We start from the raw sequence: 15,528 nt of genomic DNA on the forward strand, positions 1-15,528 counted from the left end.
CCCCCTGGCGCCAGGGGCACCGGGGGGTCAGATCATCCTACTGCCAGGCCTGCCCGGCTCGGTTTCTCCCTCGGCCCCTCAGTCAAGCACCGGCAGCAGTTCCGGCAGGTGGCCGTCCGACTCCTCGGCCGCCCGCTGCCGCTCCTTTGGGACCTCGCCGTACAGGGTGGTGCGGGGCCTGGCCGGGCGGCCCGCCGCCTCCGCCACCGCGATCAGGTCCTTGACCGACTTGTACGAGCCGTAGGAGGAGCCCGCCATGCGGGAGATGGTCTCCTCCATCAGCGTGCCGCCCAGGTCGTTGGCGCCGGAGCGGAGCATCTCCGCCGCACCCTCCGCGCCCAGTTTGACCCAGCTGGTCTGGATGTTGGGGATGTACGGGTGGAGGAGGAGACGGGCCATCGCCGTGACCGCGCGGTTGTCGCGGGCCGTCGGGCCGGGTCGGGCGATGCCGGCCAGGTAGACGGGGGCGTTGGTGTGGACGAAGGGAAGGGTGACGAACTCCGTGAAACCGCCGGTGCGTTGCTGGATACCGGCGAGGGTGCGCAGGTGCCCGAGCCAGTGGCGGGGCTGGTCCACGTGGCCGTACATCATCGTGGACGAGGAGCGGATGCCCAGCTCGTGGGCCGTTTCGATGACCTCGGTCCAGGCGGCCGCCGGCAGCTTGCCCTTGGTCAGGATCCAGCGGACCTCGTCGTCGAGGATCTCCGCCGCCGTGCCGGGGAGGGTGTCCAGGCCGGCCTCCTTGGCGGCGGTCAGCCATGCGCGGATCGACAGGCCGGTGCGGGTGGCGCCGTTGACCACCTCCATCGGGGAGAAGGCGTGCACGTGCATGCCGGGGACGCGTTCCTTCACCGCCTTCGCGATGTCGAAGTACGCCGTGCCGGGCAGGTCGGGGTGGATGCCGCCCTGCATGCAGACCTCCACCGCGCCCACCTCCCAGGCCTGTTGGGCACGGTCGGCCACCTGGTCCAGGGAGAGCGTGTACGCGTCGGCGTCCGTGCGGCGTTGTGCGAAGGCGCAGAAACGGCAGCCCGTGTAACAGACGTTGGTGAAGTTGATGTTGCGGGTGACGATGTAGGTGACGTCGTCGCCGACCGCCGACTTCCGTACGTCGTCCGCGATCCGGCACAGGGCGTCCAGCGCCGGGCCGTCGGCGTGCAGCAGGGCGAGGGCCTCGTCGTCGGTGAGCCGGGTCGGGTCGCCGGCCGCCGTGGCGAGGGCCTGGCGTACGTCGGTGTCGATGCGCTCGGGCCGCATCCCGGGGGCGGCGGCCTCGCGCAGGGCGCCCCAGTCGCCGTACACCTCGTCGAAGTCGTCACGGCGGTCGCCGGTGCGGCCCTCGGTGTCGATGGTGCGGTGCAGGTCGGTGCGGCCGGTGGCGGTGAACGCCTCGTCCGGCTCCTGCCAGGGCAGCCCCTCGGGGAGAACGCCGGAGCGCGCCAGGCCCGTGGCCGGGTCGGCGAGCGCCGCCACGTGCGGGCGCAGCCGCGGGTCCAGCCAGGGCTCGCCACGCCGGACGAACTCCGGGTAGACGCAGAGACGTTCCCTCAGTTCGAAGCCGGCCGCGCGGGACCTCTCGGCGAGTTCGTCGATCTGCGGCCAGGGGCGTTCGGGGTTCACGTGGTCGATGGTGAGCGGGGAGACGCCGCCCCAGTCGTCGATGCCGGCGGCGATCAGCCGCTCGTACGCGGAGTCCACGAGGTTGGGCGGGGCCTGGATGCAGGCGCCGGGGCCGAGGACGTGCCGGGCGACGGCGACCGCGGCGATCAGGGCGTCGAGTTCCGCGTCCGGCATGCCGCGCATCGCGGTGTCCGGCTTGGCGCGGAAGTTCTGGATGATCAGTTCCTGGATGCCGTGATGGGCCCGGGAGACCTTCCGCAGCGCGAAGAGCGACTCGGCACGCTCCTCGTACGTCTCGCCGATGCCGATGAGGATGCCCGAGGTGAAGGGGACCGAGGAGCGGCCGGCGTCCTCCAGGACGCGCAGGCGGACGGCGGGCTCCTTGTCCGGGGAGCCGTGGTGCGGACCACCGGGCTCGGACCACAGGCGGGTCGCGGTGGTCTCCAGCATCATGCCCATGGACGGCGCGACCGGCTTGAGTCGCTGGAAGTCGGTCCAGGTCAGCACGCCCGGGTTGAGGTGCGGGAGGAGGCCCGTCTCCTCCAGGATGCGCACGGAGACGGCGCGGACGTACGCGATCGTGTCGTCGTAGCCGTGCGCGTCGAGCCACTCACGCGCCTCGGGCCAGCGGTCCTCGGGCTTGTCGCCGAGGGTGATCAGGGCTTCCTTGCAGCCGGCGGCCGCTCCCTTGCGGGCGACGTCGAGCACCTCGTCCGGCGACATGAACATCCCGTGCCCGGCGCGGCGCAGCTTGCCGGGCACGGTGACGAACGTGCAGTAGTGGCACGTGTCCCGGCACAGCCGGGTCAGCGGGATGAAGACGCTCTTCGAGTACGTGATCACTCCGGGCCGGCCCGCGGCCAGGAGGCCCGCGTCCCGGACCCGGGCGGCCGAGGCGGACAGGTCCTCCAACTGCTCACCGCGCGCCTGGAGCAGGACGGCCGCCTCGGAGACGTCGAGTGACACCCCGTCCCTCGCCCGTCTGAGGGCGCGACGCAGGGAGTTCTCGGTCGGGCCGGTTCCGGAGGTCGCGGATGCCGATGTCGTCATTCCTCGAGGATACGTTCGGGGCGATCAGGGCATGGAGGGCCGGGCCGGGTGCCGGGCGGGTGCCGGATGAGCACCCGGCGGGGCGCCCGGAAGGTGCTCGCCGGGAGCCGTCACCGGGCGTCGGTGACGTACGGCTGGTACGCGTCCAGCGCCCGCAGCACCCCCGCCTCCGGCTCCGGCGGCAGCTGCACCACGATCTCGTCGATCCCCAGGTCGGCGTAGTGGGCGAGCTTCCCCGGACTGGGGTGGACCGCGTACGGGACGACCTGGAGGGCGCCGGGGTCGCGGCCGGCCTCGGCCCAGGCGGTGCGCAGCGCGGGCAGGGACTCGGACAGGCCGCGCCCGCCGATCGGCAGCCAGCCGTCGGCGTACGCGCAGATGTGTGTGAACAGTTTCGGGCCCGCCGCCCCGCCGACCAGGGTGCGCGGCCCGACGACCGGGCCCTGCGGCTTCCGGACCGGCTTGGGGTACGCGAAGCTGGCCCGGACACCTCCGAACTCACCTTCGTACGCAGTCGGTTCCTCCGACCACAGGGCCTGCATCAGGCCCATCCGGTCCCGGACCAGTTCGCGCCGGGTGCGCCATTGCACGCCGTGGTCGGCGGCCTCCTCGACGTTCCAGCCGAAGCCGACTCCGAGGGTGAACCGGCCGGCGGAGAGGTGGTCGAGGGTCGCGATCTGCTTGGCCAGGCCGATCGGGTCGTGCTGCGCGACGAGTGTGATGCCGGTGCCGATGCCGAGCCGCTCGGTGACGGCCGCGGCCTGCCCGAGCGCGACGAACGGGTCCAGGGTGCGGGTGTACTCCGGGGGCAGCTCGGTGCCCGCCGGGTACGGGGTGGTCCGTTCGACGGGGATGTGCGTGTGCTCGGGCAGGTACAGCCCGGCGTACCCGCGCTGCTCCAGCTCACGGGCGAGCCGGGTGGGGGTGATCGTCTCGTCGGTGAGGAAGATCGTGACGGCGATGCGCATGGGCGGCCTTTCGTACGCGGACGACGGGGTCATCAATACCCGGGCCGGGCCCGCCTGTCCATACCGACCGGTCGGAACAGGCTCCGGGGCGAAGGACCGGAAGAAGGACGAACACCGGGCGGCGGCCCCTCCCTTGGCGCTGTGCCCGCGCCCGCGCCGAGTCGCGGCCCGAGGCGGCGACGGGCCCGCCGCCGGGTGTCCCGACCGCGTTCACCCGCCCCGCCCTCCCGGGCCGCGCCAAGGGCCTGTGGCGAAAGTGGCGTCGTCGTCCGGAGGACGGCCGCGCGATGTCATGGGCCCCTGCTCGAGCGAAGCCGAGAGCTTGGGGGAGCGTGCTCCCGACGCACCGTCCGTGCGCCGCGCGTGCGCACGTGTGCGCAGAAGGTGTGCGGACCTTGTGGACCGTGCGCGCGCCCGTGTGATCGCCGTCTCGCACGACTGCCGCATCCGTCACGAACAAGGCAGACTGGCGTGGTTGTTGAGGATGCATAGGGGGACTGCATGGACGGTGCACCGCGCGTGCCGGAGCAGCGGCGTCCCGGTTCGCCGGCGGAGCCACCGGCGCCGCAGGAGCCGCAGGAGTCACCGGAATCGCCGGAGTCTTCGACGTCGCCCGCTCCGTCGGCGTCACCGGTACCGCCGGTGCTGCGTTTCAGTGTGCTCGGTCCGGTGCGCGCCTGGCGTGACGGGGAGCCCGTCGGCACCGGCAGTCCGCAGCAACGCGCGCTGCTCGCCGCCCTGTTGCTCCGCGGCGGGCGGACGGCGACGGCGGCCGAGCTGATCGACGCCCTGTGGGGCGAGGAGCCCCCCTCGCAGGCCCTGGCCGCGGTCCGTACGTACGCGTCCAGGCTGCGGAAGGCGCTGGGGCCCGGCGTTCTGGTCAGCGAGTCCGGCGGGTACGCGGTGCGCGGGGCGGGCGAGGGCGCGCTGGACGCCGGGGTGGCGCAGGGGTTGTCCGCCGACGCCGAGCGGGCGAAGAACGCCGGGGACCTGTGCGCGGCCCGTACGTTCCTGGACCGCGCCCTCGCACTGTGGGACGGCGAGACGCTGGCGGGCGTACCGGGCCCGTACGCACAGGCGCAGCGGGTGCGACTGGAGGAGTGGCGGCTCCAGCTCTCGGAGACGCGGCTGGACGTGGACCTGGAGCGGGGCTGCCACGCGGAGGTCGTCTCGGAACTGACGGCGCTCACGGCGGCGCACCCGCTGCGTGAACGCCTGCGCGAGCTGCTGATGCTGGCGCTGTACCGCAGTGGCCGCCAGGCGGAGGCGCTGGCGGTGTACGCGGACACCCGCCGGCTGCTCGCCGACGAGCTGGGCGTGGACCCGCGCCCCGGCCTCCAGGAGCTCCAGCGGCGCATCCTCCGGGCGGACCCCCAGCTGGCGGAGCCCTCCTCCCCCGCGCCGCCCGAACCGGCCGCCTCCCCCGTCCGGCCCGCCCAGCTTCCCGCGACCGTGCCCGACTTCACCGGCCGCTCGTCCTTCGTACGCGAACTCGGCGCGATCCTCGCCTCGGCCGAGGGCCGGGTGATGGCGGTGTCCGCGCTGGCCGGGATAGGCGGCGTCGGCAAGACGACGCTTGCCGTGCACGTCGCCCACCAGGCGCGGGCCGTCTTCCCCGACGGCCAGCTGTACGTCGACCTCCAGGGCGCGGGCTCCCGGGCGGCCGAGCCGGAGACGGTCCTCGGCGCCTTCCTGCGCGCCCTCGGCACCCCGGAGGCGGCTGTGCCGGACTCGCTGGAGGAGCGGGCGGCGCTGTACCGCTCCGCGCTGGACGGCCGCAGGGTGCTGGTGCTGCTGGACAACGCGCGCGACGCGGCCCAGGTGCGTCCCCTGCTGCCGGGCACGGAGGGCTGCGCGGCCCTGGTGACGTCCCGGGTGCGGATGGTGGACCTGGCCGGCGCCCACCTGGTCGACCTGGACGTGATGTCCCCGGACGAGGCGCTGGCCCTGTTCACGAGGATCGTGGGTGAGGAGCGGGTCGCGTCGGAGCGTGAGGCCGCGCTGGACGTCGTCGCGGCGTGCGGGTTCCTCCCGCTGGCCATCCGCATCGCGGCCTCCCGTCTCGCGGCCCGCCGCACCTGGACCGTGTCCGTGCTGGCGGCCAAGCTCGCCGACGAACGCCGCCGCCTGGACGAGCTGCAGGCGGGTGACCTCGCGGTGAAGGCCACCTTCGAACTCGGCTACGGCCAGCTGGAACCCGCCCAGGCCCGCGCCTTTTGCCTGCTCGGCCTGGCCGGCGGACCCGACATCTCGCTGGCGGCGGCCGCGGCCGTCCTGGACCTCCCGGCCGAGGACACGGAGGACCTGCTGGAGTCCCTGGTGGACACCTCCCTGCTGGAGTCCGCCGCGCCCGGCCGCTACCGCCTGCACGACCTGGTCCGCCTCTACGCGCGTTCCTGCGCCGAACGCGACGAGCGGCCCCCGGGCGAACGCGCCGCGGCCCTGTCCCGCCTGCTGGACTTCTACCTGGCGACGGCGGCGGGCGTGTACGCGATCGAGCGGCCGGGGGACCGGCTGGTCGACCATCTGGCCGCCACCGACCACCCCGGACTGCGTTTCCCCGACCGCGAGGCGGCGCGGGACTGGCTCTACACCGAGGCGAACTGCCTGCTGTCCTTCGCCCGCCAGTGCGCCGGCCTGCCGGACACGCTGCGCCGGAGCATCGACCTGCTGTGGGCCGCCGTGGACCTCTCGGAGTCGGGGGCCAACTCCAGGGAGTACGAGGCCACCGCGCGCACCCTCCTCGACGCCGCCCGGAAGGTCGGTGTCGCGCGGGTGGAGGCGCGGGCGCTGATGACGCTGGCGCACGCGCACCTCGACGGCGGCCGGTTCGACCTGGCCGACGAGGAGGCCGAGCAGGTCGTCCGGCTGGCACGGCGGGCCGACGACCTGCTGCCCGTGTGCTGGGCCCACAACGCCCGCGGCGTGATCGCCCTCTACCAGGGCCGCACCGAGGCCGGCGAGGAGCATCTGACCCACGCCATCGCGCACTTCCGGACGCTGCGCGACCGCCCCGGTGAGGCGAGCGCGCTCTGCAACCTCTCGCGGGTCCGGCTCGCCGCGGGCAGCACCGGCAGCGCCGTGGCGCTCGCCCAGGAGGGCATGGAGATCTACGACGCCATGGGCAACTCCCTGCGCGGCGCGAACGGCCGCTACGCCCTCGGCATGGCCCTCACCCAGAGCCACCGGCTCGTCGACGCGGCCGACCGGCTCCTGGAGGCGCTGGAGGTCTTCCGCGACAGCCGGCAGCGGCTGTGGGAGGGCATGACCCTGTTCCGCCTGGCGGAGGTCGACCTCGCCGGGCAGCGGTACGCCCAGGGCGCGGCCAACGCCGAGCTGGCGCTGACGGTGCTGCGCGGCATCGGCGGCGAGTGGCGTCGCGGCAACGTCCTGACGGTCCTGGGCCACGCCCTCACCGGCGTCGGCCACATGGGCCGCGCCCGCGTCTGCTGGGAGGAGGCGGTCCGCATCTACGAGACGCTCGGGTCGCCGGAGGCGACGACGGTACGGGCCCTGCTGACGCCGGTGGAGGCGGTCTGAGGGCGGCGCGGCGGGGGCCGCGGGGTGTGCCGGCGCCCGTCGTCGAGGCGTTCATCGTTCGTTTATCGCCGGACGGGATGGTGGACCCAGTCGATCCGTCGCGTCGGGGGGCAGGCGGGTCGTCAGGAGAGGCCGCGGCACCGGTCCACCGGGGCCGAGCGGCCGGAACGGCCCGTCCGGTCACCCTCGGGGGAGTGGCCGGACGGGCCGGACGACAGGAACACCACACAGGGGAGCAGGAAGAATCATGAGCGACGAGCAGGTCGTCAAGCCGCAGGGCGACATCCACGCCACCTCGGAGCCGCTCGACACCAAGGCCGAGGGCGGCAGGAGCAAGGACGGCGGCGCCACCACCCAGGGCGACATCCACGCCACGGACGAGCCGCTGGAGACCAAGGACATCCACGCCACGTCGGAGCCCTTCAAGCCGACCCGGTAGGCGGACCGCACAGCACACACAGCACACACAGCACGGGGAAACGGATGGGCCGCGGCGGCGCGGAGGGGGAGCCGTCGCGGCCCGTCCGTCTGCCCGGAACCAGCAGGCGGGCCGGGGCCGGCCCCGGCTCTCCCCCTCAGCCCGCTCCCCGGCGCCCTCCCGGACCCGTCGCGCGGCGGGGCAGCGCGGGGAACACAGCCGTTCGCGGCACCGCACGCGGAGGGACGGGCGCCCGGACCGTCACCCGTCCGTGAACGACGGGCGCGACGGCGGTCTCCCGCCGCGCGGAGCGGCCGCCGTGCGGGCCGGACATCCGGAGCACGGCGCCGACCGCCTTCGCCGACCTCCCGCCCGTGCTCCCGGGCCCCCGGAGCCCGTGCCGGAGACGACCACCGGGCGCTCCCGCACAGGGATGTGCCTGCCGCCCCGGACCGCGGACGGCAGGCGGCGGACGGCGGACGGCGGCCGTGGCCGGGTGTCCGCCGGGCGGGCGGGACATCCGGAGCGCGGCGCCGACCGCCTTCGCCGACCTCCCGCCCGTGCTCCCGGGCCCCCGGAGCCCGTGCCGGAGACGACCACCGTCGCGCCCGCGCAGGGATGTGCCTGCCGCCCCGGATCGCGGGCGGCAGGCGGCGGCCGTGGCCGAGTGCCCGACGGGCCCCGCACGCCGGGGCGTGCCCCGGGCGACCACCGCGCGCCCGCCCCCGGCGGCCGTCACGTCGTCCGTGCCGTCCCCGTCCCCTTCTCCGCGTCCAGGGCGTAGACGCAACGGTCCTTGCTGCAGGCGTAGACGACACCGTCCCGGACGACCGGGGAGCCGGTGATCTCGCCGCCGGTCGCGAGTTTCCATCTCAGCCGGCCGTCGTCGGCCTTCAGGGTGTACAGGAGATGGTCGGTGGAGCCGAAGTGGATCCGGCCCTCGGCGACCGCGGGGGCGCCCACGATGTCGCCGCCGGACTGGAAGCGCCACTTGGGCGTGCCGGTGACGGCGTCCAGGGTGTAGAGGCCCTTGCCGCTGCCGACGTGGACGTGCCCGGCGGCGACCAGGACCGGCTCCACGGAGGAGCGGGCCTCGGTGGCGATGCGCCAGCGGTCACGGCCGTCGGTGGCGTCCAGGGCGTAGACCGTGCCGAGGTAGTCGGCGAGGTACACACCGCCGCCGGCGACGGCCGGGCCGGGGACGAAGGCGGGCGGTGAGAGGAAGACCGCGGGGGCCTCGAAGTGCCAGCGGACCTGCCCGCCGGCGATGTCCAGGGCCAGGACGCGGGTGCCCGCGCAGACGTACACGCGCCCGTCGGGCGCGGGGGCGAGGCGGACCGGGACGCCGCCGCAGGAGGCGGCGTCGCCGATGGGGTACGACCAGCGCTCGTCGCCCGTGCGCGCGTCCAGGGCGCGCAGGCGGGCGTCCTGCCAGACGTAGACCGTGCCGTCGTGGACGGCGGGGCCGGCCTCCGGGGACTCGAAGTCGGTCTGGCAGCCGGTGACCTCCCACAGCTTCTGGCCGGTGGACGCCTCCCAGCCCTGCACTCCGCCGCCGCGGGTGCCGGTGACGACGGTGCCGCGGTCGGCCTGGAGCGAGTACACCCAGGCGTCCGTGGACAGGCGCCACAGGTCGCCGCCCTCGCGGGCGTCCAGGGCGAACAGGGTGGGTCCGTCGGAGGCGTGGATCCGGCCGTCGGCGACCGCCATCGACCAGGCGACGTCCCGGGTCTTGAACCGGCGGCGGCCGGTGGCCACGTCGAGGGCGTGCACCTCGAAGGAGGTGACGTAGACGAGGTCACCGGCGACGGACGGGGTGCCCCAGACGTCGTTGGACATCCTGAAGCGCCACGGCCGCCAGCCGTTCGGCTGCTCCGGCGCCCCGGCGGGCATCCCGGCCGGGGTGGGGTCGGCGCCGTTGACGCCGGGGCGGGGCTTGGACCAGGAGGCGGCGAGGGCGGCCTCCGGCGGGGGCGCCTTGACGGCGGCGGCGCGTGTGTCGGCGACGCGCGGGCCGGGGCCGATGGGCACGGCGGCGCCGGCCAGCAGGACCGGGCCCGGGTCGGGGGCGGCGCCGGCCGGCACCGGCGGCCGGGGCGGGGGCGGCGGGATGACGGGGTCGACCGGGGGCGGGGGCGGCACCGCGGGCCGGCCGCCGGCGCTGCGGCCCGGTCCGGAAGCCGGACGGACGGGCGGGCGGCCGCCCCGGCGTCCCTCGATCAGGCTCACCGCCCGCTCGGGCAGCCACGCGGAGGCCGTACCGCTGTCGTCGGAGCCGGAGCCGAACAGGTGCGGGGCGAGCTGGGACTGGAGGTCGGCGGGGCTGGGCCGGGCCGGGGCCTCCATCTGCATGCAGGATTCGATCAGCGGGCGCAGCTCGTCCGGGAGGCCGTCCAGGTCCGGGCCCTCACGCAGCAGCATGAAGACCGTCTCGACCGGGTTCGCGCCGTGGAACGGGGCGTGTCCGGTGGCCGCGAAGACCAGGGTGGAACCGAGGGAGAACACATCGCTGGCGCCGGTGACGCTGCGGGAGTCCTTGGCCTGCTCGGGAGACATGTAGGCGGGGGTGCCGACGGCGACGTTCGTCATCGTCAGGCGGGTGTTCGACACACCGGAGGCGATCCCGAAGTCGATCACCCGCGGGCCGTCCTCGACGACGAGGACGTTCGACGGCTTGAGGTCGCGGTGGACGAGCCCGGCGCCGTGGATCGAGTGCAGCGCCTCCGCCACTCCGGCCGCCAGCCAGCGCACCGCCTGGGCCGGCATCGGCCCGCACTCGTTCACTATTTCCTCGAGGGAGGGCGCGGGGACGTACGCGGTGGCCAGCCACGGCACGGCGGCGCGCGGATCGGCGTCCACCACGGCCGCGGTGTAGAAACCGGAGACGGCCCGGGCCGCCTCCACCTCGCGGGTGAAGCGGACGCGGAACAACTGGTCCTCGGCCAGCTCGGTGCGGACCGTCTTGATCGCCACGCGCCGGCCGGACGCCGACCGTGCGAGATAGACCAGCCCCATGCCGCCGGCACCCAGCCGTCCCAGCACCTCGAACGGCCCGATACGCCGCGGATCGTGCTGCGTCAGCTGATCCACCACTTTGCCTGCCACCTCCCCGTACGAATCGCGCCACCGCCTGTGCGCGACCGAAGTGCAGCGTCTCACCACCGCAGCCCCGTGGCGGCACGCACCCCGATTCTTCCTGTCCGGGGCCCTGGTTGCGAACCCGACGACATAGGGGGTGTCTAGTGATATATGCAGAACATATGGGGCGTACAGGGGGCGGGACGGGCGGCCGAGGGGCGGCCCCGGGGCCCGTTCAGCGGGACAGCAGGGCGAAGGAGGCGCCCTGATCGTCGGTGACCACGGCCACCGTGCCGTACGACGTCTCGAAGGGCGGCACCTGGACGCGACCGCCGAGCCGGGTCACGGCCGCCATGGCGGCCCCGGGGTCCTCGACGGCGAAGTGCACGAGGAAGTGGGGCGGCATCTCGGCCGGGAAGACGTCGGAGACCGGGGCACGGCCGAAGTCGGGCTCGGTGTCCTTCCCGAACAGGGCGTCATGGAAGAGGGTGCCGTAGAAGACGTTGGCCGCCTCGGTGTTCCGGGTGTAGAGCTCGACCCAGGCGAAGGCGCCCCGCTCGTGCCGGCGGCCGAAGCCGGGCTGTCCGCCGGCCTGCCACAGGGAGAAGACTGCGCCCTCGGGGTCCGTGACGAGTGCGGTGACGCCGAGTTCGCCGACCGCGCGCGGTGCCGAGACGAGCTGTCCGCCCGCCGCGAGGATCCGTCGGCACAACGCCTCGGCGTCCGGGGTCGCGAAGGACACCGTCCACACGGTGGGGAGCCGGCCGTCCGTCTTGTGCGCGAGGGACGCCACCGGCCTGCCGCCGAGCAGGGCCCGCACGGTCCCCAGGGGCGGCGAGGGCCGTACCGACTGCGCGGGGCGCGTGACCGGCGAGGGCCACTCGGGCTGCTCCGGCTGGTCCTCGAACGTCCACTCGAAGAGTTCGCCGTAGAACCGCTTGCCCGCCTCCACGTCGGGAAGCTGCGCGTCCACCCAGCAGGGGGTGCCCTCCGTGTACTCCGATGCCCTGTTTTCGGCCATACCGCCAAAGTAGCGGTGCCGCACGCACCATGCAGACCAGGCACACCCGGTGCGATCACCTCCCGCACCCCATTTGCAGTCGGCCGAATCGCGCTCCCCTCGCCCCTCGGTAAGCTGACGTCATGACAGGACAAGTGCGTACCGTCGACGGCCGCGTGGCCGGCCGGCGAGGGCAGGCGACCCGGCAGAAGCTGCTCGACTGCCTCAGCGAGATGCTCAGCTCCTCCCCCTACCGGGATGTCAAAGTCATCGATGTCGCCCGGAAGGCGGGGACTTCGCCCGCGACCTTCTATCAGTACTTCCCCGACGTCGAGGGCGCCGTCCTGGAAATCGCGGAGCACATGGCCTCCGAGGGCGCCGAGTTGACGGAACTGATCGAGGGCCGCTCCTGGGTCGGCAGGGCCGGCTGGCAGACCGCGCAGGAACTCGTGGAGGGCTTCCTGGACTTCTGGAAGCGCCACGACGCGATCCTGCGTGTCGTCGATCTCGGTGCCGCCGAGGGCGACAAGCGCTTCTACAAGATCCGCATGAAGATTCTCAACTCGGTGAACACCTCCCTGGCCGACGCCGTCGCCGGGTTGCAGGCCAAGGGGCGGGTCGACAAGGACGTCAACCCCGCCGCGATGGCCGGCTCCCTGGTCACCATGCTCGCGGCCGCCGCCTCGCACCAGAAAGGTTTCACCTCCTGGGGCGTGAAGCAGGCGGAACTCAAGCCCAATCTGGCCCTGTTGGTGCATCTGGGCGTCACCGGCAAGAAGCCGACCAGATGAGCGAGGCGCCCGGATCTCCTTTCCCTCCGTTCCCCAGTTGCCCCATGTCCTGTCCGGCAGGCGGTGGACCACTCCGGTGGTCCACCGCCTGTCACGTTTCCGGCCGCCCGGCCGGCGGCGCCCCGCACACCGGGGCCACGAAGCCCTCCCTCCCCCGCGCCCGCCTCCGCGCCCGCCTCCGACTGCGTGACGCGGCAGGCGGCTTGACCGGCGAGGAGACCGACGGGTGCGACCGCCACGGCAGTCGTGGCGACCGGGCCGCCCGCACCGTGCCCGACACCCTCGCCCGTGGCGGCGACCCGAGCGGAGGCAAGGGGTCCATATCGGCGAAAAGGGAACACGGCCGCGCGCACCCTCGTTGAGCACTTCGCGAGACGGCCGACCACTCGCCCGCCCGGACGCGGGCCCGCCCGCGCGAGCGCATGCCCGAGTGACACCCCAGCAGCCACGGCAGCCCGCACGCCGCAGACGTCACAGGAGGAACCCGGAATGGCCCTGACCCGAGAAGAGCGCGAACAGTTCCTGGCCGAGCCCCATGTCGCCGCGATCGCCGTCGACTCGGGTGAGGGGCGCGCGCCCCTCACCGTGCCGATCTGGTACCAGTACGCGCCCGGCGAAGACGTATGGATCATGACGGGACTGGACTCCCGCAAGAACCGGCTGATCGGCGCGGCGGGCCGGTTCTCCCTCATGGTCGACCGCCTCGACCCCACCATCCGCTACGTCTCGGTCGAAGGGCCGGTCGTCGAGACCGCCCCGGCGACCGTCGAGCAGCTGCGCGAGCTCGCCTCCCGCTATCTCCCGGCCGACAAGGTCGAGGGCTATGTCGCCTTCGCCTGGAAGGACCACGGCGAGCAGGTCGTCGTGCGCATGCGGCCCGAACGCTGGGTGTCGTCCGATCTCGGATCCGTGTGAGAGCGGATCCGCACCACGGTCCGCACGGCGGTACGACGACGCGAGAGGCAGGAGCAACCGGAGCATGGGAACCGATCTTCACGAGCTGCTGAGGTCGCTCCGGGTGTGGGACCCGGAGGTCACCGACCTCCCGGTGTTCGATCCGGCCGCCGCCCCCGCCGAGCCGCTGCCGCTGTTCACGCGGTGGTTCGCCGAGGCGGTGGCGGCCGGCCAGCCCGAACCTCACACCATGTCGCTCGCCACGGCGGACACGGAAGGGCTGCCCGACGTACGGATCGTGATACTGCACGGCGCGGACGCGGACGGCTGGTCCTTCGCGACCCACACCCACAGCCGCAAGGGCGGCCACCTCGCCGCCCGCCCGTACGCGGCGCTGACCTTCTACTGGCCGGTGCTGGGCCGCCAGGTCCGGGTCCGCGGGCCCGTCGCCACCGCCCCGGCCGAGGAGGCGCGCGCCGATCTGCGCGCCCGCTCGGCCGGGGCACTGGCCTCCGCGCTCACCGGCCGCCAGAGCGAGGTCCTCGGCTCCCCCGAGGAGCTGGACCGCGCCTCGCGGACCGCCTGGGAGCTGGCGCGGCGGGAGCCGGACACCCCGGTTCCGTCCTGGACCCTGTACCGCCTGCGCCCGGACGAGGTGGAGTTCTTCCAGGGCGACTCCCTCCGCCGTCACACCCGCCTGCGCTACCGCCGGTCACCGCGGCCGTCTCGGGAGGGGTGGGCCAGGGAACTCCTCTGGCCGTGAGGAATCGGCAACGGCGGGGCGGGACGCCTCGCGCACGGTGCTTCCTCCACCTCCCGGCGCCCCACGACCCGGCCCCACCCCCGAATCCCGCAGACGTGATCAATCCGCAACCAATTCCGGTCTTGACCGAGACCCATCAAGCATGTGCGAGATTACGCTCGCGCACATGGCCGACTCCACCACACCCCCGAACCCCACGGCACCGCACCGGGAGGACCGTCCCGTCTATGTCATCGGCGGTGGTCCCGGCGGGCTCGCCGTCGCGTACGCACTGCGCACCCGGGGCGTGCGGGCCGTCGTCCTGGAACGGTCCGACCGCGTGGGCGCGTCCTGGCGGCGCCACTACGACCGGATGCGCCTGCACACCACCCGGCGCCTGTCCGCGCTGCCCGGCCTGCCGATACCGCGGCGGTCCGGGCGGTGGGTCGCCCGCGACGACATGGTCCGGTACCTGGAGAAGTACGCCGAGCACCACCGCCTGGAGATCGTCACCGGGGTCGAGGTCTCCCGCGTCGAGCGCACCGCCGACGGCGCCGGCTGGCTGCTGCACGCCACCGGGGGCCGCGAGCTGGCCGGCGCCGCGGTCGTGGTCGCCACGGGCTCCCACCACACGCCCCGGCTGCCCGACTGGCCCGGCCGGGACACCTACACCGGCACGTTCCTGCACGCCTGCGAGTACCGCAACGCGCAGCCCTTCGCCGGCCGGGACGTCCTCGTCGCGGGCGTCGGCAACACGGGCGCGGAGATAGCCGTCGACCTGGTGGAGGGCGGCGCCTCCCGGGTACGGCTGTCGGTCCGCACCGCCCCGCACATCGTGCGTCGCTCGACCGCGGGCTGGCCCGCCCAGAACTCGGCAGTCCTGGTGCGCCGGCTGCCGGTCGGGCTCGTCGACCGGTTGTGCCGGGCACAGGCCAGGGCGACGATGCCGGACCTCTCGGCCCGGGGCCTGCCGCGCCCCGACAGGGGCCTCTACAGCAGAGTGCTGGAAGGCGCCATCCCCGTGCAGGACGTCGGCCTGGTCGACGCCGTGCGCAAGGGCACGGTGGAGATCGTGGCCGCCGTCGAGGGGTTCGAGGACGGGAAGGTCGTCCTCGCCGACGGCAACCGCGTCGGCCCGGACGCGGTGATCGCGGCCACCGGGTACACGCGCGCCCTGGAAGGCCTCGTCGGCCACCTCGGCGTCCTCGACGACCGGGGCAGACCCCTCGCCCGTGGCGCCGGCACCCCGCCCGACGCCCCCGGCCTGTACTTCACCGGCTTCACCAACCCCATCAGCGGCAACCTCCGTGAACTGGCCATCGACGCGGAGAAGATCGCCAAGGCACTGACCCGCCGCGGGGCACCGGGCGTCTCCCGGCTCCCGGGATGACGGCCACCGCCGCCGGCTCCCGCACCGACCCGGCCGC

The 15,528-nt window shown here is 74.1% G+C and carries 10 protein-coding genes; 6 read left to right on the top strand and 4 right to left on the bottom strand.

The window, feature by feature from the left end; all coding sequences use genetic code 11:
• Positions 1-78: 78 nt before the first annotated feature.
• Both ORI94_RS19005 and ORI94_RS19010 read right to left on the bottom strand, forming a co-directional pair.
• Positions 79-2,670 carry a bifunctional FO biosynthesis protein CofGH gene (locus ORI94_RS19005; protein ID WP_266077110.1) on the bottom strand — a complete coding sequence of 864 codons (2,592 nt, stop codon included), beginning with the start codon at positions 2,668-2,670 and terminating at the stop codon, positions 79-81.
• 110 nt (positions 2,671-2,780) lie between these two features.
• Positions 2,781-3,638 carry an LLM class F420-dependent oxidoreductase gene (locus ORI94_RS19010; RefSeq protein WP_266077112.1) on the bottom strand — a complete coding sequence of 286 codons (858 nt, stop codon included), beginning with the start codon at positions 3,636-3,638 and terminating at the stop codon, positions 2,781-2,783.
• Positions 3,639-4,139: 501 nt separating this feature from the next.
• Here ORI94_RS19010 and ORI94_RS19015 point away from each other — a divergent pair.
• Entirely contained in the window at positions 4,140-7,178 is a 3,039-nt protein-coding gene (locus ORI94_RS19015; protein ID WP_266077114.1) for an AfsR/SARP family transcriptional regulator, read from the top strand.
• Positions 7,179-7,425: 247 nt separating this feature from the next.
• Positions 7,426-7,617, top strand: a complete 192-nt coding sequence (locus ORI94_RS19020; RefSeq protein ID WP_042169177.1) for a hypothetical protein — start codon at positions 7,426-7,428, stop codon at positions 7,615-7,617.
• A 714-nt stretch (positions 7,618-8,331) separates the two neighbouring features.
• On the opposite strand, the gene ORI94_RS19025 is transcribed toward ORI94_RS19020, so the two are convergent.
• Both ORI94_RS19025 and ORI94_RS19030 read right to left on the bottom strand, forming a co-directional pair.
• A complete protein-coding gene (locus ORI94_RS19025; RefSeq protein ID WP_266077116.1) occupies positions 8,332-10,689 on the bottom strand; it encodes a PQQ-binding-like beta-propeller repeat protein in 2,358 nt (785 codons plus the stop codon).
• A 220-nt stretch (positions 10,690-10,909) separates the two neighbouring features.
• Complete coding sequence (locus ORI94_RS19030; RefSeq protein ID WP_266077118.1) at positions 10,910-11,695, bottom strand: VOC family protein; 786 nt, start codon at positions 11,693-11,695, stop codon at positions 10,910-10,912.
• Positions 11,696-11,829: 134 nt separating this feature from the next.
• Here ORI94_RS19030 and ORI94_RS19035 point away from each other — a divergent pair, with 134 nt between their 5' ends.
• From ORI94_RS19035 to ORI94_RS19050, 4 genes are all read left to right on the top strand, one after another.
• Positions 11,830-12,465, top strand: coding sequence for a TetR family transcriptional regulator (locus ORI94_RS19035; RefSeq protein ID WP_266077375.1), 636 nt, complete (start codon positions 11,830-11,832; stop codon positions 12,463-12,465).
• Positions 12,466-12,954: 489 nt separating this feature from the next.
• Positions 12,955-13,380 (top strand): pyridoxamine 5'-phosphate oxidase family protein, encoded by a 426-nt coding sequence (locus tag ORI94_RS19040; RefSeq protein ID WP_266077120.1) that lies wholly within the window; start codon positions 12,955-12,957, stop codon positions 13,378-13,380.
• A 64-nt stretch (positions 13,381-13,444) separates the two neighbouring features.
• Positions 13,445-14,122 carry a pyridoxine/pyridoxamine 5'-phosphate oxidase gene (locus ORI94_RS19045; protein ID WP_266077122.1) on the top strand — a complete coding sequence of 226 codons (678 nt, stop codon included), beginning with the start codon at positions 13,445-13,447 and terminating at the stop codon, positions 14,120-14,122.
• Positions 14,123-14,288: 166 nt separating this feature from the next.
• Complete coding sequence (locus tag ORI94_RS19050) at positions 14,289-15,491, top strand: flavin-containing monooxygenase (RefSeq protein WP_266077124.1); 1,203 nt, start codon at positions 14,289-14,291, stop codon at positions 15,489-15,491.
• The last annotated feature ends 37 nt before the right edge of the window (positions 15,492-15,528 follow it).

Source organism: Streptomyces sp. NEAU-W12, assembly GCF_026242095.1.
Classification (GTDB): Bacteria; Actinomycetota; Actinomycetes; order Streptomycetales; family Streptomycetaceae; genus Streptomyces.

Bases quoted from the DNA above. Each gene is read 5' to 3' on its own strand.
- ORI94_RS19030 (WP_266077118.1), bottom strand. From the start codon at position 11,695: ATGGCCGAAAACAGGGCATCGGAGTACACGGAGGGCACCCCCTGCTGG.
- ORI94_RS19020 (WP_042169177.1), top strand. From the start codon at position 7,426: ATGAGCGACGAGCAGGTCGTCAAGCCGCAGGGCGACATCCACGCCACC.
- ORI94_RS19045 (WP_266077122.1), top strand. From the start codon at position 13,445: ATGGGAACCGATCTTCACGAGCTGCTGAGGTCGCTCCGGGTGTGGGAC.
- ORI94_RS19010 (WP_266077112.1), bottom strand. From the start codon at position 3,638: ATGCGCATCGCCGTCACGATCTTCCTCACCGACGAGACGATCACCCCC.
- ORI94_RS19050 (WP_266077124.1), top strand. From the start codon at position 14,289: ATGGCCGACTCCACCACACCCCCGAACCCCACGGCACCGCACCGGGAG.
- ORI94_RS19040 (WP_266077120.1), top strand. From the start codon at position 12,955: ATGGCCCTGACCCGAGAAGAGCGCGAACAGTTCCTGGCCGAGCCCCAT.
- ORI94_RS19005 (WP_266077110.1), bottom strand. From the start codon at position 2,670: ATGACGACATCGGCATCCGCGACCTCCGGAACCGGCCCGACCGAGAAC.
- ORI94_RS19015 (WP_266077114.1), top strand. From the start codon at position 4,140: ATGGACGGTGCACCGCGCGTGCCGGAGCAGCGGCGTCCCGGTTCGCCG.